Annotated in this window: 19 protein-coding genes; 5 read left to right on the top strand and 14 right to left on the bottom strand. The window is 67.8% G+C overall.

All coding sequences use genetic code 11. The features are described 5' to 3' along the window. Positions 1-41: 41 nt before the first annotated feature. From ACZ5Z0_RS03860 to ACZ5Z0_RS03885, 6 genes are all read right to left on the bottom strand, one after another. Positions 42-1,385 (bottom strand): M16 family metallopeptidase, encoded by a 1,344-nt coding sequence (locus ACZ5Z0_RS03860; RefSeq protein ID WP_464109961.1) that lies wholly within the window; start codon positions 1,383-1,385, stop codon positions 42-44. Between the two features lie 122 nt (positions 1,386-1,507). Next, a complete protein-coding gene (locus tag ACZ5Z0_RS03865; RefSeq protein WP_464110705.1) occupies positions 1,508-3,757 on the bottom strand; it encodes a polyribonucleotide nucleotidyltransferase in 2,250 nt (749 codons plus the stop codon). A 245-nt stretch (positions 3,758-4,002) separates the two neighbouring features. Next, the gene (gene rpsO / locus ACZ5Z0_RS03870) at positions 4,003-4,272 is read right to left on the bottom strand and encodes a 30S ribosomal protein S15 (RefSeq protein ID WP_138769772.1); all 270 of its coding nucleotides are present in this window, start codon (positions 4,270-4,272) and stop codon (positions 4,003-4,005) included. 194 nt (positions 4,273-4,466) lie between these two features. Next, the gene (kynU, locus tag ACZ5Z0_RS03875; protein WP_464109962.1) at positions 4,467-5,756 is read right to left on the bottom strand and encodes a kynureninase; all 1,290 of its coding nucleotides are present in this window, start codon (positions 5,754-5,756) and stop codon (positions 4,467-4,469) included. Beyond that, entirely contained in the window at positions 5,753-6,607 is an 855-nt protein-coding gene (gene kynA / locus ACZ5Z0_RS03880; protein WP_464109963.1) for a tryptophan 2,3-dioxygenase, read from the bottom strand. Before kynA ends, kynU begins: the two co-directional genes overlap by 4 nt. A 21-nt stretch (positions 6,608-6,628) precedes the next feature. After that, positions 6,629-7,633, bottom strand: coding sequence for a bifunctional riboflavin kinase/FAD synthetase (locus tag ACZ5Z0_RS03885; RefSeq protein WP_464109964.1), 1,005 nt, complete (start codon positions 7,631-7,633; stop codon positions 6,629-6,631). A gap of 260 nt (positions 7,634-7,893) precedes the next feature. On the opposite strand from ACZ5Z0_RS03885, the gene ACZ5Z0_RS03890 reads away from it, so the two are divergent. Continuing rightward, a complete protein-coding gene (locus tag ACZ5Z0_RS03890) occupies positions 7,894-8,697 on the top strand; it encodes a DUF937 domain-containing protein (RefSeq protein ID WP_464109965.1) in 804 nt (267 codons plus the stop codon). Positions 8,698-8,929: 232 nt separating this feature from the next. Here ACZ5Z0_RS03890 and ACZ5Z0_RS03895 read toward each other — a convergent pair whose 3' ends face one another. Beyond that, on the bottom strand, positions 8,930-9,490 hold the full coding sequence (locus ACZ5Z0_RS03895; protein WP_464109966.1) for a P-loop NTPase family protein: 561 nt from the start codon (positions 9,488-9,490) through the stop codon (positions 8,930-8,932). Positions 9,491-9,601: 111 nt separating this feature from the next. Between ACZ5Z0_RS03895 and ACZ5Z0_RS03900 the strand changes: the two genes are divergently transcribed. Further along, the gene (locus ACZ5Z0_RS03900; RefSeq protein ID WP_464109967.1) at positions 9,602-10,051 is read left to right on the top strand and encodes a hypothetical protein; all 450 of its coding nucleotides are present in this window, start codon (positions 9,602-9,604) and stop codon (positions 10,049-10,051) included. A gap of 19 nt (positions 10,052-10,070) precedes the next feature. Here the strand turns inward: ACZ5Z0_RS03900 and ACZ5Z0_RS03905 are convergent, their stop codons facing one another. Continuing rightward, positions 10,071-10,619, bottom strand: coding sequence for a hypothetical protein (locus ACZ5Z0_RS03905; protein ID WP_464109968.1), 549 nt, complete (start codon positions 10,617-10,619; stop codon positions 10,071-10,073). A gap of 62 nt (positions 10,620-10,681) precedes the next feature. Beyond that, positions 10,682-11,437: a class I SAM-dependent methyltransferase gene (locus ACZ5Z0_RS03910; protein ID WP_464109969.1), complete on the bottom strand. Its 756-nt coding sequence runs from the start codon at positions 11,435-11,437 to the stop codon at positions 10,682-10,684. A 125-nt stretch (positions 11,438-11,562) separates the two neighbouring features. Here ACZ5Z0_RS03910 and ACZ5Z0_RS03915 point away from each other — a divergent pair, with 125 nt between their 5' ends. Then, positions 11,563-11,826 (top strand): hypothetical protein, encoded by a 264-nt coding sequence (locus tag ACZ5Z0_RS03915; protein WP_464109970.1) that lies wholly within the window; start codon positions 11,563-11,565, stop codon positions 11,824-11,826. On the opposite strand, the gene ACZ5Z0_RS03920 is transcribed toward ACZ5Z0_RS03915, so the two are convergent. After that, entirely contained in the window at positions 11,816-13,405 is a 1,590-nt protein-coding gene (locus tag ACZ5Z0_RS03920; RefSeq protein ID WP_464109971.1) for an HNH endonuclease signature motif containing protein, read from the bottom strand. The two genes, ACZ5Z0_RS03915 and ACZ5Z0_RS03920, sit on opposite strands and share 11 nt — an antisense overlap. Before the next feature lie 229 nt (positions 13,406-13,634). Here ACZ5Z0_RS03920 and ACZ5Z0_RS03925 point away from each other — a divergent pair, with 229 nt between their 5' ends. Beyond that, positions 13,635-14,213 (top strand): NUDIX domain-containing protein, encoded by a 579-nt coding sequence (locus tag ACZ5Z0_RS03925; protein ID WP_464109972.1) that lies wholly within the window; start codon positions 13,635-13,637, stop codon positions 14,211-14,213. 40 nt (positions 14,214-14,253) lie between these two features. Here the strand turns inward: ACZ5Z0_RS03925 and ACZ5Z0_RS03930 are convergent, their stop codons facing one another. From ACZ5Z0_RS03930 to truB, 4 genes are all read right to left on the bottom strand, one after another. Continuing rightward, positions 14,254-14,733: a MarR family winged helix-turn-helix transcriptional regulator gene (locus ACZ5Z0_RS03930; protein WP_464109973.1), complete on the bottom strand. Its 480-nt coding sequence runs from the start codon at positions 14,731-14,733 to the stop codon at positions 14,254-14,256. Between the two features lie 207 nt (positions 14,734-14,940). Continuing rightward, positions 14,941-15,444, bottom strand: coding sequence for a hypothetical protein (locus ACZ5Z0_RS03935; protein ID WP_464109974.1), 504 nt, complete (start codon positions 15,442-15,444; stop codon positions 14,941-14,943). Position 15,445: 1 nt separating this feature from the next. Next, positions 15,446-15,799, bottom strand: coding sequence for a hypothetical protein (locus ACZ5Z0_RS03940; RefSeq protein ID WP_464109975.1), 354 nt, complete (start codon positions 15,797-15,799; stop codon positions 15,446-15,448). A 2-nt stretch (positions 15,800-15,801) separates the two neighbouring features. Beyond that, a complete protein-coding gene (truB, locus tag ACZ5Z0_RS03945; protein ID WP_464109976.1) occupies positions 15,802-16,722 on the bottom strand; it encodes a tRNA pseudouridine(55) synthase TruB in 921 nt (306 codons plus the stop codon). Between the two features lie 79 nt (positions 16,723-16,801). Here truB and ACZ5Z0_RS03950 point away from each other — a divergent pair, with 79 nt between their 5' ends. Next, on the top strand, positions 16,802-17,995 hold the full coding sequence (locus ACZ5Z0_RS03950; protein ID WP_464109977.1) for a pyridoxal phosphate-dependent aminotransferase: 1,194 nt from the start codon (positions 16,802-16,804) through the stop codon (positions 17,993-17,995). The last annotated feature ends 24 nt before the right edge of the window (positions 17,996-18,019 follow it).

Genomic DNA, 18,019 nt, shown 5'->3' on the forward strand with positions numbered 1-18,019 from the left:
CAACTCCCCCGCCGGATCTGCGGGAGCGTTCTGAGGGCTATTTAGAGGCCGAAGGTCTCGGTTTCTTCGAACGGACCCACTACCGTGACGGTGCGCGGGGCGGCGGCGAGTTCGCGCGCCAGCTCCTGGACCTCGGCAACGGTCACGGCCTTGATCTGGCGCAGCGTCTCGTCGATGTCCTGGTATTCGCCGGAGACCAGCTCCGCGCGGCCCAGCCGGGACATCCGGGAGCCGGTGTCCTCGAGGGCCAGGACGATCCCGCCGCTGAGCTGGCCGACGGCCTTGCGCAGTTCCTCTTCGGTGATGCCGTCCTCGGCCAGTTTGTCCAGTTCGGCGCCGAGCAGCTCCAGCACCTGCCGGACCTTCGACGGCGTGCAGCCGGCATACATGCCGAAGTAGCCGGCGTCGGCATAGGAGGAGGCGAAGGAGTACGTCGAGTAGACCAGGCCGCGCTTCTCGCGGACCTCCTGGAACAGCCGGGAGGACATGCCGCCGCCCAGCACGGCGTTCAGCACGCTCATCACGAAGCGTCGGTCATCGGTGGCGACCAGGGACGGGCAGCCCATGATGATATTGGCCTGCTCCACCGGGCGTTTGACCACGTGCAGGCCTGCGGTGCCGGTGATCGAGGCGCGCTCGGTCGGGCGGCGCTGCACCGGGGCGGCGTCGTGCTCGAGCTGCCAGCCGGCGGAGTGCAGGGCGTCCACCACAAGCCCGCAGACGACGTCGTGGTCCAGTCCCCCGGCGGCGGTGATGACGAGCTCGTCCGGGCGGTAGTAGCGGCGGTAGTGGTCCCAGACGGAGTCGCGGGCGACGGCGCGGATGGCCTCCGGGGTGCCGCCGATGGGGCGGCCGAGCGGGTGGGTGCCCAGGACGGCGGCGACGAAGTGTTCGTGCGCAACGTCGGTGGGGTCGTCGCTGTCCATCGCGATTTCCTCGAGGATGACGTCCCGTTCCTGCTCCATCTCCTGAGGGTCCAGCACGGCGCCGGTGATCATGTCCGCGATGACGTCGATGGCCATGGGCAGGTCCGTGTCCAGCACCCGGGCGAAGTAGCAGGTGCTCTCCTTGGCGGTGGCGGCGTTGGACTCCCCGCCGACCTCGTCGAAGGCCGAGGCGATTTCCAGCGCGGTGCGCCGCTGGGTGCCCTTGAACAGCAGGTGTTCCAGGAAGTGGGTGGAGCCGTGCTGGCCGGGGGCCTCGTCGCGCGAGCCGACGCCGACCCAGAAGCCAATGGTCGCCGAACGCTGCCCCGGCATGGCCTCGGTCAGTACCCGTACGCCGCCGGGCAACACCGAGCGCCGCACCTCCGAGCCGCCGTCGGCGCCGTGGATGAGGGTGTCAGCGTGCTGGTTCTGCTCAAGCGGCAGGGGGACGACAGTCATTAAGGCCTTTCAATAAAACCGTCACAGGAAGTGTGCCAAATCTGCCTGCAATCCTACCTGCCTTTAAAGGCAGCGGGGCCGGTGGACGAATCCACCGGCCCCGCTGCTTGGGTCAGGAAAGACTACTCTGCGGCCTCCGCGGAGACCTCAGCGTTGTCCGCGTCAGCGACCCCCGCCTCGTCGGCCACGACGGGCGAGAGGGAGAGCTTTCCGCGGTCATCGATCTTGGTGATTTCCACCTGGATCTTCTGGCCCACGGAAACGACGTCCTCGACGTTGTCCACGCGCTTGCCGCCGGCGATCTTGCGCAGTTCGGAGATGTGCAGCAGACCGTCCTTACCCGGGGTCAGGGAAACGAAGGCGCCGAAGGTCGTGGTCTTGACGACCGTACCCAGGTAACGCTCGCCGATTTCCGGGACCTGCGGGTTGGCGATGGCGTTGATCGCGGACCGTGCTGCGTCGGCAGACGGGCCGTTGGTGGCGCCAATGTAGACAGTTCCGTCGTCCTCGATCGAGATGTCGGCTCCGGTGTCTTCCTGGATCTGGTTGATCATCTTGCCCTTCGGGCCGATGACCTCGCCGATCTTGTCTACCGGGATCTTGACCGCGATGACGCGCGGCGCGAACTCGGAGAGCTCGTCCGGGGTGTCGATCGCGGAGTTCAGGACGTCCAGGATGTGCAGGCGGGCTTCGCGGGCCTGCTTCAGGGCGGCGGCCAGGACAGAGGCCGGGATGCCGTCGAGCTTGGTGTCCAGCTGGATGGCCGTGACGAACTCGGAGGTACCGGCAACCTTGAAGTCCATGTCGCCGAAGGCATCTTCGGCGCCGAGGATGTCGGTCAGCGCGGCGTAGCGGGTCTGGCCGTCAACCTGGTCGGAAACCAGGCCCATGGCGATACCGGCAACAGCGGCCTTCAGCGGCACACCTGCGTTGAGCAGGGACAGTGTGGAGGCGCACACGGAACCCATCGACGTCGAACCGTTGGAGCTGAGAGCCTCAGACACCTGGCGGATCGCGTAGGGGAATTCCTCACGGGACGGCAGCACCGGCATGATGGCGCGCTCTGCGAGGGCACCGTGTCCGATTTCGCGGCGCTTCGGCGAACCGACGCGGCCGGTCTCGCCGGTGGAGTACGGCGGGAAGTTGTAGTTGTGCATGTAGCGCTTGCGCGTCACGGGGGACAGCGAGTCGATCTGCTGTTCCATCTTGAGCATGTTCAGCGTGGTGACACCCATGATCTGGGTCTCGCCGCGCTCGAAGATGGCCGAGCCGTGGACGCGAGGCAGGACCTCGACCTCCGCGGTGAGCTGGCGGATGTCCGTCAGGCCACGGCCGTCGATGCGGATCTGGTCCTTGAGGATGCGCTGGCGCACAACCTGCTTGGTGACGGAGCGGAAGGCTGCGGACAGTTCCTTCTCGCGGCCTTCGAACTGGCCGGCCAGGGAGGAGGTGACCTCGTCCTTGAGCTCGTCGGAGGCGGTGTCGCGTTCCTGCTTGTCGGCGATCTGGAAGACAGCAGCCAGCTTCTCGGCGGCGGCGGACTCCACTGCGGCGTAGACGTCGTCCTGGTAATCCAGGAAGACCGGGAATTCGACGGTCGGCTTGGCGGCGCGGGCTGCCAGGTCGGACTGCGCTTCGCAGAGTGCCTTGATGAACGGCTTGGCGGCTTCGAGGCCCTCCGAGACAACCTCTTCGGTCGGGGCGGTGGCGCCCTGTTCCTTGATGAGGTTCCAGGAGTTGTCGGTCGCTTCGGCTTCAACCATCATGATCGCAACGTCGTCACCGGCGATGCGGCCGGCGACGACCATGTTGAAGACGGCGTTCTCCAGCTGGGAGTGCTTCGGGAACGCAACCCACTGCGAGCCGTGCTCGTCGGCGACGAGGGCAAGGCGGACGCCGCCGATCGGACCGGAGAAGGGCAGGCCGGAGAGCTGGGTGGACATCGAGGACGCGTTGATCGCGACGACGTCGTAGAGCTCGTCCGGGTTGATGGACAGCACGGTGACAACGATCTGGACCTCGTTGCGGAGGCCCTTCACGAAGGCGGGGCGCAGCGGGCGGTCCATCAGGCGGCAGGCCAGGATGGCTTCCGTCGAGGGGCGGCCTTCGCGGCGGAAGAACGAGCCCGGGATGCGGCCCGCGGCGTACATGCGCTCTTCGACGTCGACGGTCAGCGGGAAGAAGTCAAAACCTTCACGCGGGTGCTTGCCGGCGGTGGTGGCGGACAGCAGCGCGGTCTCTTCGTCGATGTAGACCATGGCTGCGCCGGCTGCCTGCTTGGCAAGACGGCCGGTTTCAAAGCGGATAACCCGCTTGCCGAAGCGGCCATTGTCAATGACGGCTTCTGAGAACTGGATTTCGGGACCCTCCAAGAGAGTCACCTCCGTTTCTTGTTTCACGGAGCCCAGCCGCATCAACCCAGCCCAGCATCTGTCTACTGGCCTGCACTGCACCCGGTCATCGATCGAGACCCACGGGCCACGGCTTCAGTCCTTGAAGCCGTTCCCGGAGATCACTACCGAGGACCGCGAATGCGTGATGCGGTTGATCCTCCTGTTGAGTTTTGTTTGAAGAAGGCGGCCCTTTCCAGAGGGAAAGGGCCGCCCCTTAGAGCTGACTAGCGGCGCAGGCCGAGGCGCTCGATGAGCGCACGGTAGCGGTTGATGTCAGTGTTCTTGAGGTAGGTGAGCATGCGCTTGCGACGACCAACCATGGCCAGCAGACCGCGCTGGGTGTGGTAATCGTGCTTGTGCTCCTTCATGTGCTCCGTCAGATCCTTGATCCGCTGGGTCAGGACAGCAACCTGGACCTCCGGCGAACCGGTGTCGCCCTCGGACGTTGCGAAATCCTTCATGATGGACTGCTTTACAGCGGCTTCAAGTGCCACGTTAACTCCTAGAGATGTGCCGTGAGGCCCGAGTCAGTAATTCACTGCCGGGGGTGCCGCGCCGGAAATCCCAGCCCCTTGGGAGGGCCTCCACAGCACAACAAGAGCCAGCCGCCACGGACTGCAGCCGGATCCAACGTTTAGTTTACTGGCACGCCGCCGAAGTTGTCTAAACCATGCGGCGCGGCGGCCGGCTACTCTGAGCCGACGGAGCCGGCCAGCAGCCCGCGGATCGCCGCGACGCCCTGGTACAGCTCGGCAAACGAGGTACTTAGCGGTGACAGCCCGATCCGGATGCCCTGCGGCGCACGGAAGTCCGGGATCACGTCCTGTTCCCACAGCGCCGCCGTCATTTCACGGAAGGCCGGGTGGTCCACGGTGATGTGGCTGCCGCGCTGTTCCGGGTCCCGCGGGGTGGACAGCCGCACCCCCGCCGGTTCCAGCCAGGCGTCATGGAGTTCGACGGCGAACGCGGTCAGGAGCCTGGACTTCTCCCGGACGGCGGCCATGCCGACTTCCTCAATCAGGTCCAGGGTGCCACGCATGGCCAGCATGCCGAAGACGGCCGGCGTCCCGCTGAGGAAACCCCGGATGCCGGGGGCGGCCTCGTAGCCGGGACCCATTTCGAAGGCGTCCTTGCGTCCCATCCAGCCCCAGATGGGCTGCCGCAGCCCGGCCAGGTGCCGGGCGTTGACGTAGGCGAACGCGGGCGAACCCGGGCCCCCGTTCAGGTACTTGTAGGTGCAACCCGCCGCGAAGTCGACGCCCGCGGCGTCCAGGCCGATCTCGACCGAACCGGCGGAGTGGCACAGGTCCCACACGACCAGGGCGCCGGCGTCGTGCACCGCGGCGGTGATGCCGGGGAGGTCCGCAAGGAAGCCGGAACGGTAGGCGATCTGGCTCAGAACCACGACGGCGGTGGCCGGGCCGGTCGCGGCCCGGACTTGCTCGACGGTCACGCCGGAGACAGGGTCGGCGTCGATCCAGCGGAGTTTGAGGCCTTCCTCGCGGGCGATGCCTTCGACGAGATAGCGGTCGGTTGGGAAGTTGTCCGTGTCCAGCACGATCTCGGTGCGGGCCGGATCGGTGACGGCGGCCAGCGCGGCGCGGATCAGTTTGTAGAGCACCACCGTGGTGGAATCGGCGATGATGGTCTGCCCCGGGCCGGCGCCGAGCACGGCGCGGCCCAACTGGTCCCCGATGGCCTGCGGCAGTTCCAGCCACTCCTCGTCCCAGCCGCGGATCAGGCGGCCGCCCCAGCTGTCCTGGATGAAGGTGCTGATGTCCGTGACGGTGCGCTTCAGCGGCCGGCCCAGGGAGTTGCCGTCGAGGTAGGACAGCGCCGTGTCCGTGCCGATGAAGTGCTCCCGGTAGCTGGCGAGGGGGTCCGCGGCGTCGAGGTCCCGGGCGCGCTGCCACAGGACTGCGTTCTCGCCGGCGGTGCCCGCGGAAGCCTCGGACGCCTGCGGGTTGGGGGCGCTCATTGGCCGATCTCCGTGCGGACCGCGAAGAGCTCGGGGAAGAAGGTCAGCTCAAGGGCCTTTTGCAGGAACGCGGCACCACTGGATCCGCCGGTCCCGGCCTTCATGCCGATGGTCCGCTGCACCGTGCGCAGGTGCCGGAAGCGCCAGAGCTGGAAGTTGTCCTCGAGGTCCACGAGTTCCTCGCAGGCCTCGTAGGCGCCCCAGTTGCTGGCCGCGTTTTCGTAGATGTGCTTGAACACCGGGACCAGCTCGGGGCAGAATTCGTGGGCCTGGCTGACATCGCGGCCCAGCACCGACGCCGGAACGTCGAAGCCCTGGCGCTTGAGGTAGGCGAGGAAATCGTCGTAGATGCTCGGGGCTTCCAACAGCTCCAGCAGCATCGCGTGGGCTTCCGGGTCGGATTCAAACACCGGCAGCATCTTGCGGTTCTTGTTGCCCAGCAGGAATTCCACTGCCCGGTACTGGCTGGACTGGAATCCGGAGGAGTTGCCCAGGAAGCCGCGGAACTGGGAATACTCGGTGGGCGTCAGGGTGGCGAGCACGGACCACTGCTCGGTCAGGGTCTTCTGGATGTGCTTGACCCGGGCGATCGCCTTGAGCGCTGAGCCGAGGTCGTCGGCACGGAGCCAGGCGGCCGCGCTGCGGAGTTCGTGCAACACCAGCTTGAGCCACAGCTCAGTGGTCTGGTGCTGGATGATGAACAGCATTTCGTCGTGGTGCTCCGGCGCGCTGACCGGCTGCTGGGCGCTGAGCAGCGTCGGCAATTGCAGGTAGGAGGCGTAGCTCATCCGGGAGCTGAAGTCGCGGACGATGTCCTTGTCCAGCTCGCGCGTGTTTTTCTCAATGGTCACGGGTCGTGCCTTTCCTTAGCCTCAGCGCGCGGTCAGGATGTCGTGGGCCTGGACAACGTCCAGCCGCATCTGCTCGACGAGCGCTTCAGGGCCACGGTACGCGACCATGCCCCGCAAACGGGCCACAAACTCGACGACAACTGTCTGGCCGTAGAGATCGAAGTCCTCGACTGCCTCTTCCGGGCGGTCGATTACATGCGCCTCGACCTGCCGGCTGACGCCGTCGAAGGTCGGGTTGGAGCCGACGGAAATGGCGGCCGGCCAGCGGGTGCCGGCCTGGTCAACGAGCCAGCCGGCGTAGATGCCGTCCGCCGGGATGTATCCGGTGGCGTCGGCGGAGAGGTTGGCGGTGGGGAAACCGAGGTCGCGGCCACGGGCGGCACCGTGGACCACTTCGCCGCGCATCCGGTGCGGCCGGCCGAGGACGGCGGCGGCGGTGGCGACGTCGCCCTCCCGCAGCGCTTCCCGGACCCAGGTTGAGGAGCAGCGGCGGTCCCCTGCGCCGGCGGCGGGGGCGTCCCCGGGGTGGCCGTGCAGCGGGTAGCCCTCGGAACCGAACTCGCTGATGACCTGGACGTCGAAGCCCAGCTTCTCCCCCAGCTCCTTCATGGTGTCCAGGTCCCCGGAGTTGCCGCGGCCGAAGCGAGCGTCGTGGCCGATGACGACGTGGCTGGCCTTGAGCGCGTCGACGAGCACAGAGGATACGAACTCCTCCGGCGTGAGGCTGGCCAGTTCCAGCGAATACTTCATCACCAGGACGGCGTCCAGGCCCACTTCGCCGAGGGCAACGAGTTTGTCCTCCAGCCCCATGATGAGCTCGGGGGCGGAATCGGGGCGGTGGACCTGTGCCGGGTGTGGGTCAAAGGTGATGGCGACAGCGCGGGCGTGGTTAAGGCGTGCGGTGCGGATGAGCTGCGAGAGCACCTGCTGGTGGCCGCGGTGCACGCCGTCGAAGTTACCGAACGTGACCACGGACGGGCCGAAGTCCGCCGGGACTTCGGACGGATCGTTCCAGATGTGGACCATCTACCTCGCCTTTTGCTGCCTGCCATGAACTCCTCCGGAGGGGCAGGGCCGGCTCCGGAACTCTCTAAGATTACCCGCAATCGTCCCGGTTCCCGGACGGCGCCGGGGCACGTCGGGGGCGCCGGCAGGCGCCTTCCCGGCTGCCCCTCCCCCACCGCGGGGCACCGGGCTACGATGCAAGGGCAGCAGTTCGGCGACGGCAATGCGGCCGGCGCCGCCACGAATGTCCGCGGCGCGGTTCGCGGGTGAAGGAGAACGCCATGACTGAGCTCCAAGACATCCTCGGGGAGATCCCGGTGGACCAGATCGCCGACCTGCTCGGCACCGACCGGCAGAGCGCCCAAGCCGCAGTGGAGGCCGCCGTGCCCACGCTGCTCGCCGGGCTGCACAGCAATGCGCAGGCGCCCGAGGGCGCGGCCGCGCTGGAGTCAGCCCTGGGCCAGCACCGGGACGGACTGGTCGACGGCGGCGTCGACGCGGCCCAGGTGGACACCGCCGACGGCGAGAAGATCGTGAACCATGTCTTCGGCGGCCGGCAGGACCAGGTAGCCAACCAGCTGGCAGGCACTGCGCAGCTGGGCGGGGTCGGCGGCGACCTGGTCCGCAGACTCCTTCCCCTGCTGGCCCCGATCGTGATGTCGTACCTCGCCAACAAGGTCCTGGGCGGCCGCGGACAGGCCGGCGGCGGTGCGGGTGGCGGCGGCCAGGGCGGCGCCGGGGGTATCGACCTGGGCGGCATCCTCGGCGGGATTCTGGGCGGGGGTGGAGCCGGCGGCGGCCTCGGCGACGTGCTGGGCGGCATCCTGGAAGGCCGGCAGCAGCGGACCGCCGATGAGGGTGCTGCCGCGGACTCGGTGACCCCTGATTCCAGCACAGTGCCGGAGCCCCTGCCCCAGGCTGTCCCGCAGGGGCAGCAGGGCGACGGCGCACCGCGCCCCGGCGAGCTGATCGACGTCGATCTCCCGGGGCAGCAGGAAGAAGCGCCGGTGGACCGGCAGGAAGACCCGCGGAAGAACGAAGGAGGCCTCGGCGGCCTGCTGGGCGGCCTGTTCGGGAAAAAATAGGGCCTGCGAACGTCGGCGGACCTTCGGATCGATGATGGTGGACGCCTTCAACCGCGGGATCAACGATGCGGGCCGGGCGGCCAAGCTGAGGGAGTGGAATCACAACCCCGCCTGACCGGATCACTCCGTCGTCATCATCGACACGGCGACGAATCGCGTGATCGCGGATTTCCGCGTCGACGAGCGGGGCGAACCGGTCCGCTGATGCAGGATCCGGCGCCGGTCCGCCGCCCTACCGGGTGGTTTGGGGATCCCCCTGTGGGAGCCGCTGAAGCCACGCATCGAGTTCGCGGGGCCGGCGGAAGATGAGGACCTCGGCCGTGCCGGGGGCGCTCTTGAGTTCGCGCATGACCCGCCGTTTGCGGCTGAATGAGCGGAAGTGCCAGCCGATGATTGAGTCGGGGGCGATGAGGCGGCCGAACGTTTCCCGGTTCCCGTTGCAGACTTCCTCGCGGGCAACGACCCGGCGCAGGGAGCGGCGCACCAGCCTGAGCAGCGAGAGCCAGCGCGGGTAGTCCAGCCCCACGATCAACTCGGCGCGCGGGACCACCAGGTCGCGCCAGACACCGTAGGCGCTGTCGAGCACCCACTGATCCTGGCCGGCGATACGCGCCGCGAGCTCCCGCTGCTCCTCGGTGCTCGGCTGACGCCAGCCCGGAAGCCAGCCAATGTCGTCGTCTGCGGAGTACTCAGGGAGGCCCGTCCGGGCCGCGTAGGCGCGGGCAGCCGAGGACTTGCCGCTTCCGGTGACACCGTAGAACAGGACGCGCGACGGGGCTGCGGGCGGGTTCACGGGTTGCACGGGATTCAGCATGCCACACTGATTCGATGCCTGGGCACCCTGCAGCGGGCAGCGTGTCCGCAGTCCATGGACGGCGATCCTGCCGGCGGCTAGGGTTCGATCATGCGGAGACTCGCGGAGTTGACGACCATCGGAGTTCTGCTGTGTGGGCTGCTTTGCGGTTGCTCGCTGCTGCCGGGCTCCCGCACGGACACCTGCGTTGATTGGGTCCGGTTCGAGACGATGCAGCAGCGCTTCGACCACGCCGGCGCGGTTCTGGTTGGCACCCCGCTGAAGCGCGACGGTGAGGTCCGGATTTACGGGTACCAGGCCAATGTCCATGTGGTGGAAGTGGAGCAGGTGCTCAAGGGCGGTCTTGGCGAGGGGACCGTGCGCATCGCATCGATGCCGGTCACGTGCGGGGCGTCCTACCCCGACGGCGACCCGCTCGACGCCGGCGGCCGCCAGCTTTTCTTCCTCACGCAGCAGAACGGCGGATGGTTCACCATGACGCCGGACCAGGGCGCCGTTCCATTCCCGGAGGGCACCCCGATCCCCTTCACGACGGGCTGAGCCGGACCGTCTCCTTGGCTCAGCCGCCGGTGATCCTGATCCCGGCGACCGCCCCGGTCCAGGCTTCCGTGGGGTCGCGGCGCCCCAACAGCTGAGCGGCGATGTACCCCGTCTGGAGCTGGATGACTTGCGTCCGGGTTCCCGAGCAATCGACTTCGAACACCTGATGATCGGTGTCGCCGGGGATCCCTTGGGAGAGGTAGATCTGGGCGCGCGGGATGCCGAGGCACGCCGTGGTGACGGTGTATGGTCCGGCAGTCGTGACGGGGGCAGCTTTGCGGAAGCCGACGCCGGGCCCGTCGGCGGGGCCGGCATCGGCCAGCAGGACTGATCCGGGGGCCGTACCCAGGCGCTGTTCGAGTTCTACATAGTTGCGTGCTTCCGCGGCCAGCACGTCCGGGTCCTTGGCGGGGAGGGTGGGCGCGGGCCGGGGGCCTTCGCTCGCTGCCGTCGGCTGCGGATCTCCTTCGTCCTCGTACGCGCAGGCGGCCAGGCTACCGGCCAACGACACGCCCATCATGAGCACCACAACGCAGCGGACTGTTTTCGCTCCCCCAAGACCAGACATGTGGCCGATTCTATGGCCCGCCTGCCGGATGGCAAGTCATCCGCCTTCATTCCTGCACGAGTTTAATCCTGCCTGAGCCGGTACACCGAAACGTGGCTGCGGGAATCCGCGGTGAATTCGCTGCGGTCCCAGTCCGCCCATCTGGATTCCAGCTCGAACCCGGCCAGCCGGGCCATCAGGTCGAGCTCGCTCGGCCAGATGTACCGGTGTGGCGTCCGTCCGATCCGGGCCTCCCGCCCGTCGGAAAGGTCCGGGCCGAACCGCACGTGGTGCGAGACAACGTGCTGATGCAGCACATCGTAGGTATCGACCAGCAGGTACCCGGGCCGGCTCACCTCAACCGTGCCCCCGTGTCCGTGTGGCAGCGATCGCAACTGCGGCACCCAGAGCTCAATCACGAAGCGGCCGCCGGGCGCCAGGTGACGAGCGGCGTTCTGGAAACACCGATCCTGCTCATCCTGTGTCAGCAGGTTCGCGATCGTGTTGAACACCAGGATCGCCAGCGAGAAATCCTCGCCCGCAACTTCCTCGGTCATGTCGCCCTGGACGACGGGAATCTGGTCCTCGGTGACCTTCTCACGCAGGCGGGAGATCATCGCATGGGACAGTTCGATGCCGCTGACCTGGACCCCGGCGTCCCCCAGGGGGATGGCCACCCGGCCCGTGCCGATGGCGAACTCAACGGCCCGGCCCTCGCCTGCGAGTTCTGCCAGAACTTTGACCGTCGGACCGATTACTTCGGGCGAGAACATTCCCTCGCCCGGAGTGTCGTAGTGCCTCGCGGCCTCGTCGTCCCAGAGCTGCTGCTGGTTGATCATCCGGCCACTATTGCATCCGATGCGCCGATCACCTACCTCCGGGGCCGGCCCGGGGCGATTCCTCGACTTCTCTGACGCGCCTTTTTGGCTGCCCGGACCGGCTCATCGCCCGAATGAGCGCCACGATGCGTTCGATAAACCGAGGAATGATCGTCCTCGGAGCTCCCTGGGGCGGCATCATAGCCATCGTGGCGGGCACCGACACGGCGCTCTGGGCGGCCGCAGCCTTCCTGCTGCTGGCCTCTCTCGTGCTGCTCTTGACCGGGTTCCGAGTCGCGCGGATCGACGAACACCAACCTTCCGACGAAGGAGCACTGATTCCCTGGTCGGTGCCCAACCGTTTCCGACCGGCATCCCCCAGTCGGCTGGCAGCGTCCTTCACGATCTGAAGTAGGGGTTTCGCCGCGGGGTCTGGTGTGGGTCGAGGTGGGGTGGCGGGATGAACCACGAGATCCCGTTGCGGGGCCGGATGGTCCATTGTTCCTTGTGGATCAGGTGGTGATGGTGTGAACAAAGTAATGTCCCGTTGTCCGTGCTGGTGGTGCCGCCGCGGGACCAGTAGTCGATGTGGTGGGCTTCGCACCAGGGGACGGGGATGGTGCAGCCGGGGAACGCGCAGCCCTGGTCGCGGGCGGTGATGGCTTTGCGGATGTGCGGCGGGAAGATGCGGCTGGTGCGGCCGATGTCCAGGACCCGGCCACGGGATCCGAGCACAACGGGGATGATGTCGGCGTCGCAGGCAATTTTGCGGATGGTCGCGGCGGTGACGGGCCCGGTGAACGCCAATGTCCCGGTGCCGGTGAACCCGAACGGACCAGCACGCAGGATTTGCCCGGCCGGGTCGGGGTAGGTGCTGGCAGTGTCGGTCCGGCCGGGCGCGCCGGCCTCCACGGTGTCCCCGTAGCTGCGGAGCCGGTCGAGGAGGTCGCGGTAGTCGATGGTGACCATGACCTGGGGCCGGAGTCCGCCCGCGGCGGGCAGTCCGCCGGAGGCGAGGGCGACTTTGCAGCCGCCGACGAGGCCGTCGAGGAGTTTCTGCGGCCGGGACCGCCGGTCCAGCTGGTTCGGCACGAACCCGTCCGCTGTAGTGCCCGCCTCCGCGTCCGCGGCGGTGTCGCCGCCGGCTGCCGCCCTCTCACTGCCGCCCAATTCCCCCTCGGCTCCGCCAACACCACCGGCGGCCGGGGTGCGGGGGTTGGTGGCGGTGTTCATCACGGTGAGGAGATGTTCGAACTGTTCGGTGGTGGCGAAGATTTCCAGGTGCTGCAGGCCGTGGCGGGGTTTGCGGATGAAGGCGCCCTGGAGTTGGCGGAGGAGTTCTTCGGAGGGTTCGGCGCCGTCCTGGTCGATCGCGTCCACCCAGCGCCTCGCGATCCGGGCCAGGAAGTCCGAGTCGTGCTCGGCCGCGGTGCGGGTCAGGGCGTGTTCCATCCGGGCGGCCGTCTCCGCGTCGCAGACGCACCGCACCCGGCCCAGCGCCTGCGTGATGATGGTCGCGGACCGGGACTGCACGGACCCGCCGGCTACGGCGGCGGCGAGTTCCTCGTGCACGGGCGGGAGCGGCTGGCCGGTCATCCCGGTGCGGGGCAGCACGTCCCCGGCCAGGGACAGGCGCCGGTGGGCTTCGGCGGCGTTGATCTGCAACCGGTCCCGCAGAAACTCGGAGCTCTTGCGGTAGCCGTCATCGAGCACCGGGGCACTGCCGGCAGCGGCGGCTTCCTTGCGGGTGCGGTCCACGGCCCCCGCGGCAACCAGTTGCAGGTACTCCACGGCCCGGGAGATTTCCTCGACTTGGCCGGCCAACTCCGCCGCCTCGCCGAATCCGAACAGCGCCGCATCCTGCGCCGCCGTCGCACTCAACCGCTGGAATCGGCCGAGGATGTCACCAAGTTCCGGTGCGTGGCCGCGGCGGACATCATCATCCGGCCGAATGGCCGGAGCTAAGGTGACCGCTGCACTGGTTCCCATGAATCAATCCAACCAGGGACCTACGACATTATTCGCGGCAGCAGAACAGCCTGCGGCAGGCTCATCATGCAGGCGCGGGAGCAGCCGGCCGGTGATACTGGCGGGACGAGTCATGAGAGCTGCACTGATTCCCATGAACCAATTCAACCGCGGGGCTCAGACATTATAAGGTGCGCCAAACGCGGGCGGCCAGGGAGCACACCAACCCCAGAAATGGCAGACTATCGGGATGGACAGCCCAGTCTCCCCGCAGCCAGCCGGAACGCCGGCGCAGGACGAATCACCACGGGAGGAGCCGCAGCGCAATCCGTACCTTGAGCCCCGCCGCCCGCTGGGACCGCGCGATCCCGGCGATGCCTGGGTTGAGGGCGCGCAGGGCCGTTTCTGGGGGCGCTTCGGCTCCGCCGGCCTGCTGGTGCACGACGCCGAAAAGGGCGTCCTGCTTCAGCACCGGGCTACGTGGAGCGACCACGGCGGCACGTGGGGACTTCCCGGAGGTGCCCTGCATCAAGGTGAAGACGCCGTCAACGGCGCGCTCCGGGAGGCCAACGAGGAAGCGGCCGTCCCGTCCGCAGCGGTCCGGGTGCTGTTCACCTCGGTCTTCGACGTCGGCTACTGGTCCTATACGACGGTCGCCGCCCAGGTCATCGAGCCCTTCGAACCGGCCATCAGCGACCCCGAGAGCCTTGAATTGCAGTGGGTCAGCCTTGAGGGCGTGAGTAAGAAGGAGCTTCACCCGGGCTTCGCGGCAGCCTGGCCCGCCCTGCGGCGCAGGCTCCAGGACCTCGCCGGCGAAATCGACAGGTAGCCGGTTTCGGCACCCGCACTCCCGCACGGAACGAGCCCGTTCAGAACCGGCCCGGGACCTCGAAAGCGGTAAGAATCCTGGCCAGGTCGTGCTGCAGGGTGGTCCAGCCCTCCAGATCCTCGGGCAGGGCATTGCACTCGATCTGGTGCGCGCTGGCCAGCGCCTCGCGGCCGGTCGACGTCAGGGACACGGAAAACTGCCGCCGATCCCGCTGATCGCGGGTGCGCGTGACGAGGCCCGATTCTCCCAGCCGTGCCAGCACCTTGCCCAGGGATTGGCTTTGCACCGCGATCCGGCGCGCCAGCTGCTCCTGGTTAAGCGGCCCGGCTGCAAGCCCCTGCAAGGCGATGACGGCGGCATGCGTAAGGCCCAGTGCGGCAAGCGCCTGGTCCTTGCGCCGCTCGACCACCCTGGCTGCCATAGACAGCATCTGGTCGGTCCGCCACTTCTTGGTCTCCGGGCTGTGGCTCATCGGCGGCACCCGTTCCGGCGCCCCGTGCCTGCTGTCTTCGGTTCCCATGTTGCTCGGGGAACGGCGTTCACAATGCTCATGATGCCTCCCTCGCTCCGGTGGACAAACGTGGGTGCGCCGCTATCCGCGGCCGCACCTAAGTACTACAATAAGCATGCTTACTATACATTTGGCAAGTTTGCTTACTATCGAGTGCCGCGGGGCACGCCAAAGAAAGCCCCGGTCCAGGGCTGACGGGTCGTGCGGGAGGGTTCTTCAGGAACGCCGGGGCGCGGGACGGCGGCGGTACAGCCAGATGAGGCCGAGGATCGGCAGCAACAGCGGGATGAAGCCGTAGCCGCGTCCAAACAGGGACCAAACCGTCTCGTGCGGGAAGTTGACCGCATCGAAGAGGCTGAGCGCACCGACCACCAAAACACCGATCAGCTCGACCAGCACGGCGGCCACGGATACCTTGAACCAGGTCCGGCCGGCCTTCGCGAGGGAGACGGTTGCCACGATGTAGACGACGGCGGCGAAGGCGGACAACAGGTAGGCAAGGGGCGCCTCGGAGAACTTGGTGAGGATCTGGTATCCGGCCCGGGCGGTGGCCGAGAGGGCGAAGACCGCATAGACAGCTATCAGCAGCCGGCCGGGGCCGGTATTGCGGGTATCCCGCGGCGCCGGGACGGCAGTGGGAGTGGAGGTGGAATCGGCGGTCGCGGCGGCGTCGCCCGTGCCCTGCTGTGGAGCCGTCATGTCGTTCTTTGCCTCTTCCATGTCAGTACCAGATCTGGTTCATTCGGGCCGCCATCACCAGGGCGGTGACACCGACGGCGGCCAGCACGAAATTGCTCCAGCGCGTGCGTTCCAGGATGGCCCAGTACACCGCCCCGACCGGAAGCATCAGCGCCGTGATGAGGTAGCCCCAGAACTCCCAGGGCTCCCCCGCAATGTGTTCCCCGGACGCTACGCGGACAATCGAGCCGACCAGGTACACCAGCAGGGACAGTTCGACGGCGGCGACCGAAAGGATGGTTGCGTCGTTGGGGGCCTTCTTCAGAATGCCGGCCCCGGCGCACAGGAGGGTGGAGAGCAGCCCTACCACCAGGATGATGTAGAAATACGCGTCCACTGCTAGCCCGCCGGCTTCTCATTGTCCGGCGCGAAGACCAGCACGGGTTTGGCATAGTTGCCGGCGTCGGCCAGCAGCGCCACCAGCGAGCCGTCGGGCGCGAAAGCGGCGGCCGGCTTCTCAGGGGTCGCGGCGTCCGGCGTGCCCGCGGCGGCGCCGGCCGCGATCCGGCGGCCGAAGGACAGTTCGGTGGTCTCCTCCTCGCTCAGCTCGCGGTTGGGCATCAGCGCCCGGGCGGCCTGCGCCATTTCCAGGACGTCCAGCTCTTCGGCCAGCTGTTCCAGAGTGCGGGCCCGGTCAAGGGTGTAGGGGCCCACTTGGGTCCGGCGGAGGGCGGTGAGGTGGCCTCCGACTCCCAAGGCGTCGCCGAGGTCCCGGGCGAGTGCACGGATGTAGGTGCCGGAGGAGCACTCGACGGTCACGTCCAGGTCCAGGGCTTCCCCGTCCTGCGAGCGGCGGAGTTCGTGGATCTCGAAGCGGTGGATCGTCACCGGCCGCGCAGCGAGCTTGACGTCTTCGCCGGAACGGACGCGGGCGTAGGCACGCTCACCGTTGACCTTGATCGCACTGACGCTGCTTGGCACCTGCTGGATCTCCCCGGTCAGGGCGGCTACACCGGCCCGGACGCTGTCCTCGGTGACCGCGGCGGCACTGCGGGTGGCCGTAACTTCGCCCTCGGCGTCGTCCGTGACGGTCGACTCGCCGAGGCGGATGGTGGCGGTGTAGGTCTTGGAGGTTCCCACGATGTAAGTCAGCAGACGGGTCGCCTTGTTGATGCCGAGCACCAGCACACCCGTCGCCATGGGGTCCAGGGTTCCGGCGTGGCCAACCTTTCGGGTACCGGCGATCCGCCGCATCCGCCCAACCACATCGTGGCTGGTCCAGCCTTGCGGCTTGTCCACTATCACCAGTCCAGAAAGCACGCCTCCCAGTATATCCGCGCCCGGACCTGCCCCCGGCGCGGCGGCTGCCGACCGCCGGCCGCGGACTAGGATGGCAGACATGCCAGAGCTAGCCGCCCACGTCCGCGACGTCCCCATCAACCAGATCCGCGAGATCACCGAGGCCGCCTGGCACACCCCCGGCGCGATCGTCCTGAGCATTGGCGAACCCGGCTTCGCCCTGCCCCGCCACATCCTGGAGGCAGGCATGGCGTGCCTCGACCGGGACGAGACCAACTACACCCCCAACGCCGGGATTCCGGCGCTGCGCGAAGCTTTCGCGGCACGGTTCCGGGAGCACAACGCGACGGACGTCGGCGCAGACCGGGTGTACGTCGTCGACGGCGCACAGCAGGGCCTGCACTTCGCGATGAGCCTGCTGCTCTCCCCCAGCGACGAGATCCTGATCCCGAACCCCGGCTACCCGACGTTTGCGATGACCTCCAGCCTGCTGCACGCCGTCCCGGTGAGGTACCCGCTCTACCCGGAGCACGCCTTCCAGCCGCGGATCGAAGACATCGAGGCGCTCATCACGCCTCGCACCAAGGTGCTGATCCTCAACTCGCCGTCCAACCCGCTCGGGGCCGTGCTGGGCGAAGAGCTCACCCGCAGCCTGGTGGAACTCGCCGTCCGGCACGATCTGTGGATCATTTCGGACGAATGCTATGAGGCCTTCACCTACGATGTCCCGCACGTGAGCCCGGCGCGCTTCGACAGCGACGTTCCCGGCGAGGCGCGGGTGTTCACCTCGCTGACCCTCTCCAAGACCTACGGACTCACCGGGCTCCGGATCGGGGCGCTGATCTGCCCGCCCGGTCTCGAGCAGCAGATGAACAACGTGATGGAGGCGATTGTTTCCTGTGTCGCCTCGCCCTCGCAGTACGCGGCCCTGGCCGCCCTGACCGGTCCGCAGGACTACGTCAGCCACGCCCACGCGCACTACCGCGCCAACCGGGACGCAGCCTCCGCCGTACTGGAGTCCAAGGGCATCCCCTTCCTCACCGCGCAGGGGGCGTTCTACCTCTGGGCCGACGTCTCGCACGTCAGCGGCGGCGACGTCCGGGCATGGGTCCGGCGTTTCCTCGCCGAGGCCGGGGTGGCCTTCGCCCCCGGGACCGCTTTCGGCTCCATCGGCGAGGGCTGGATCCGGATCGCATTGTGCGGCGCCCAGGCCGACCTCGTGGAGGGCCTGGGCAGGCTTCCCGCCCGCGACGCGGACTCCGGGTCCCTACCGCCCGAACACGCCAGGCAGTAGCCTGACCACACGCAGGTGCGCGGA

The sequence above is a fragment of the Arthrobacter sp. T2-23 genome (genome assembly GCF_055398325.1).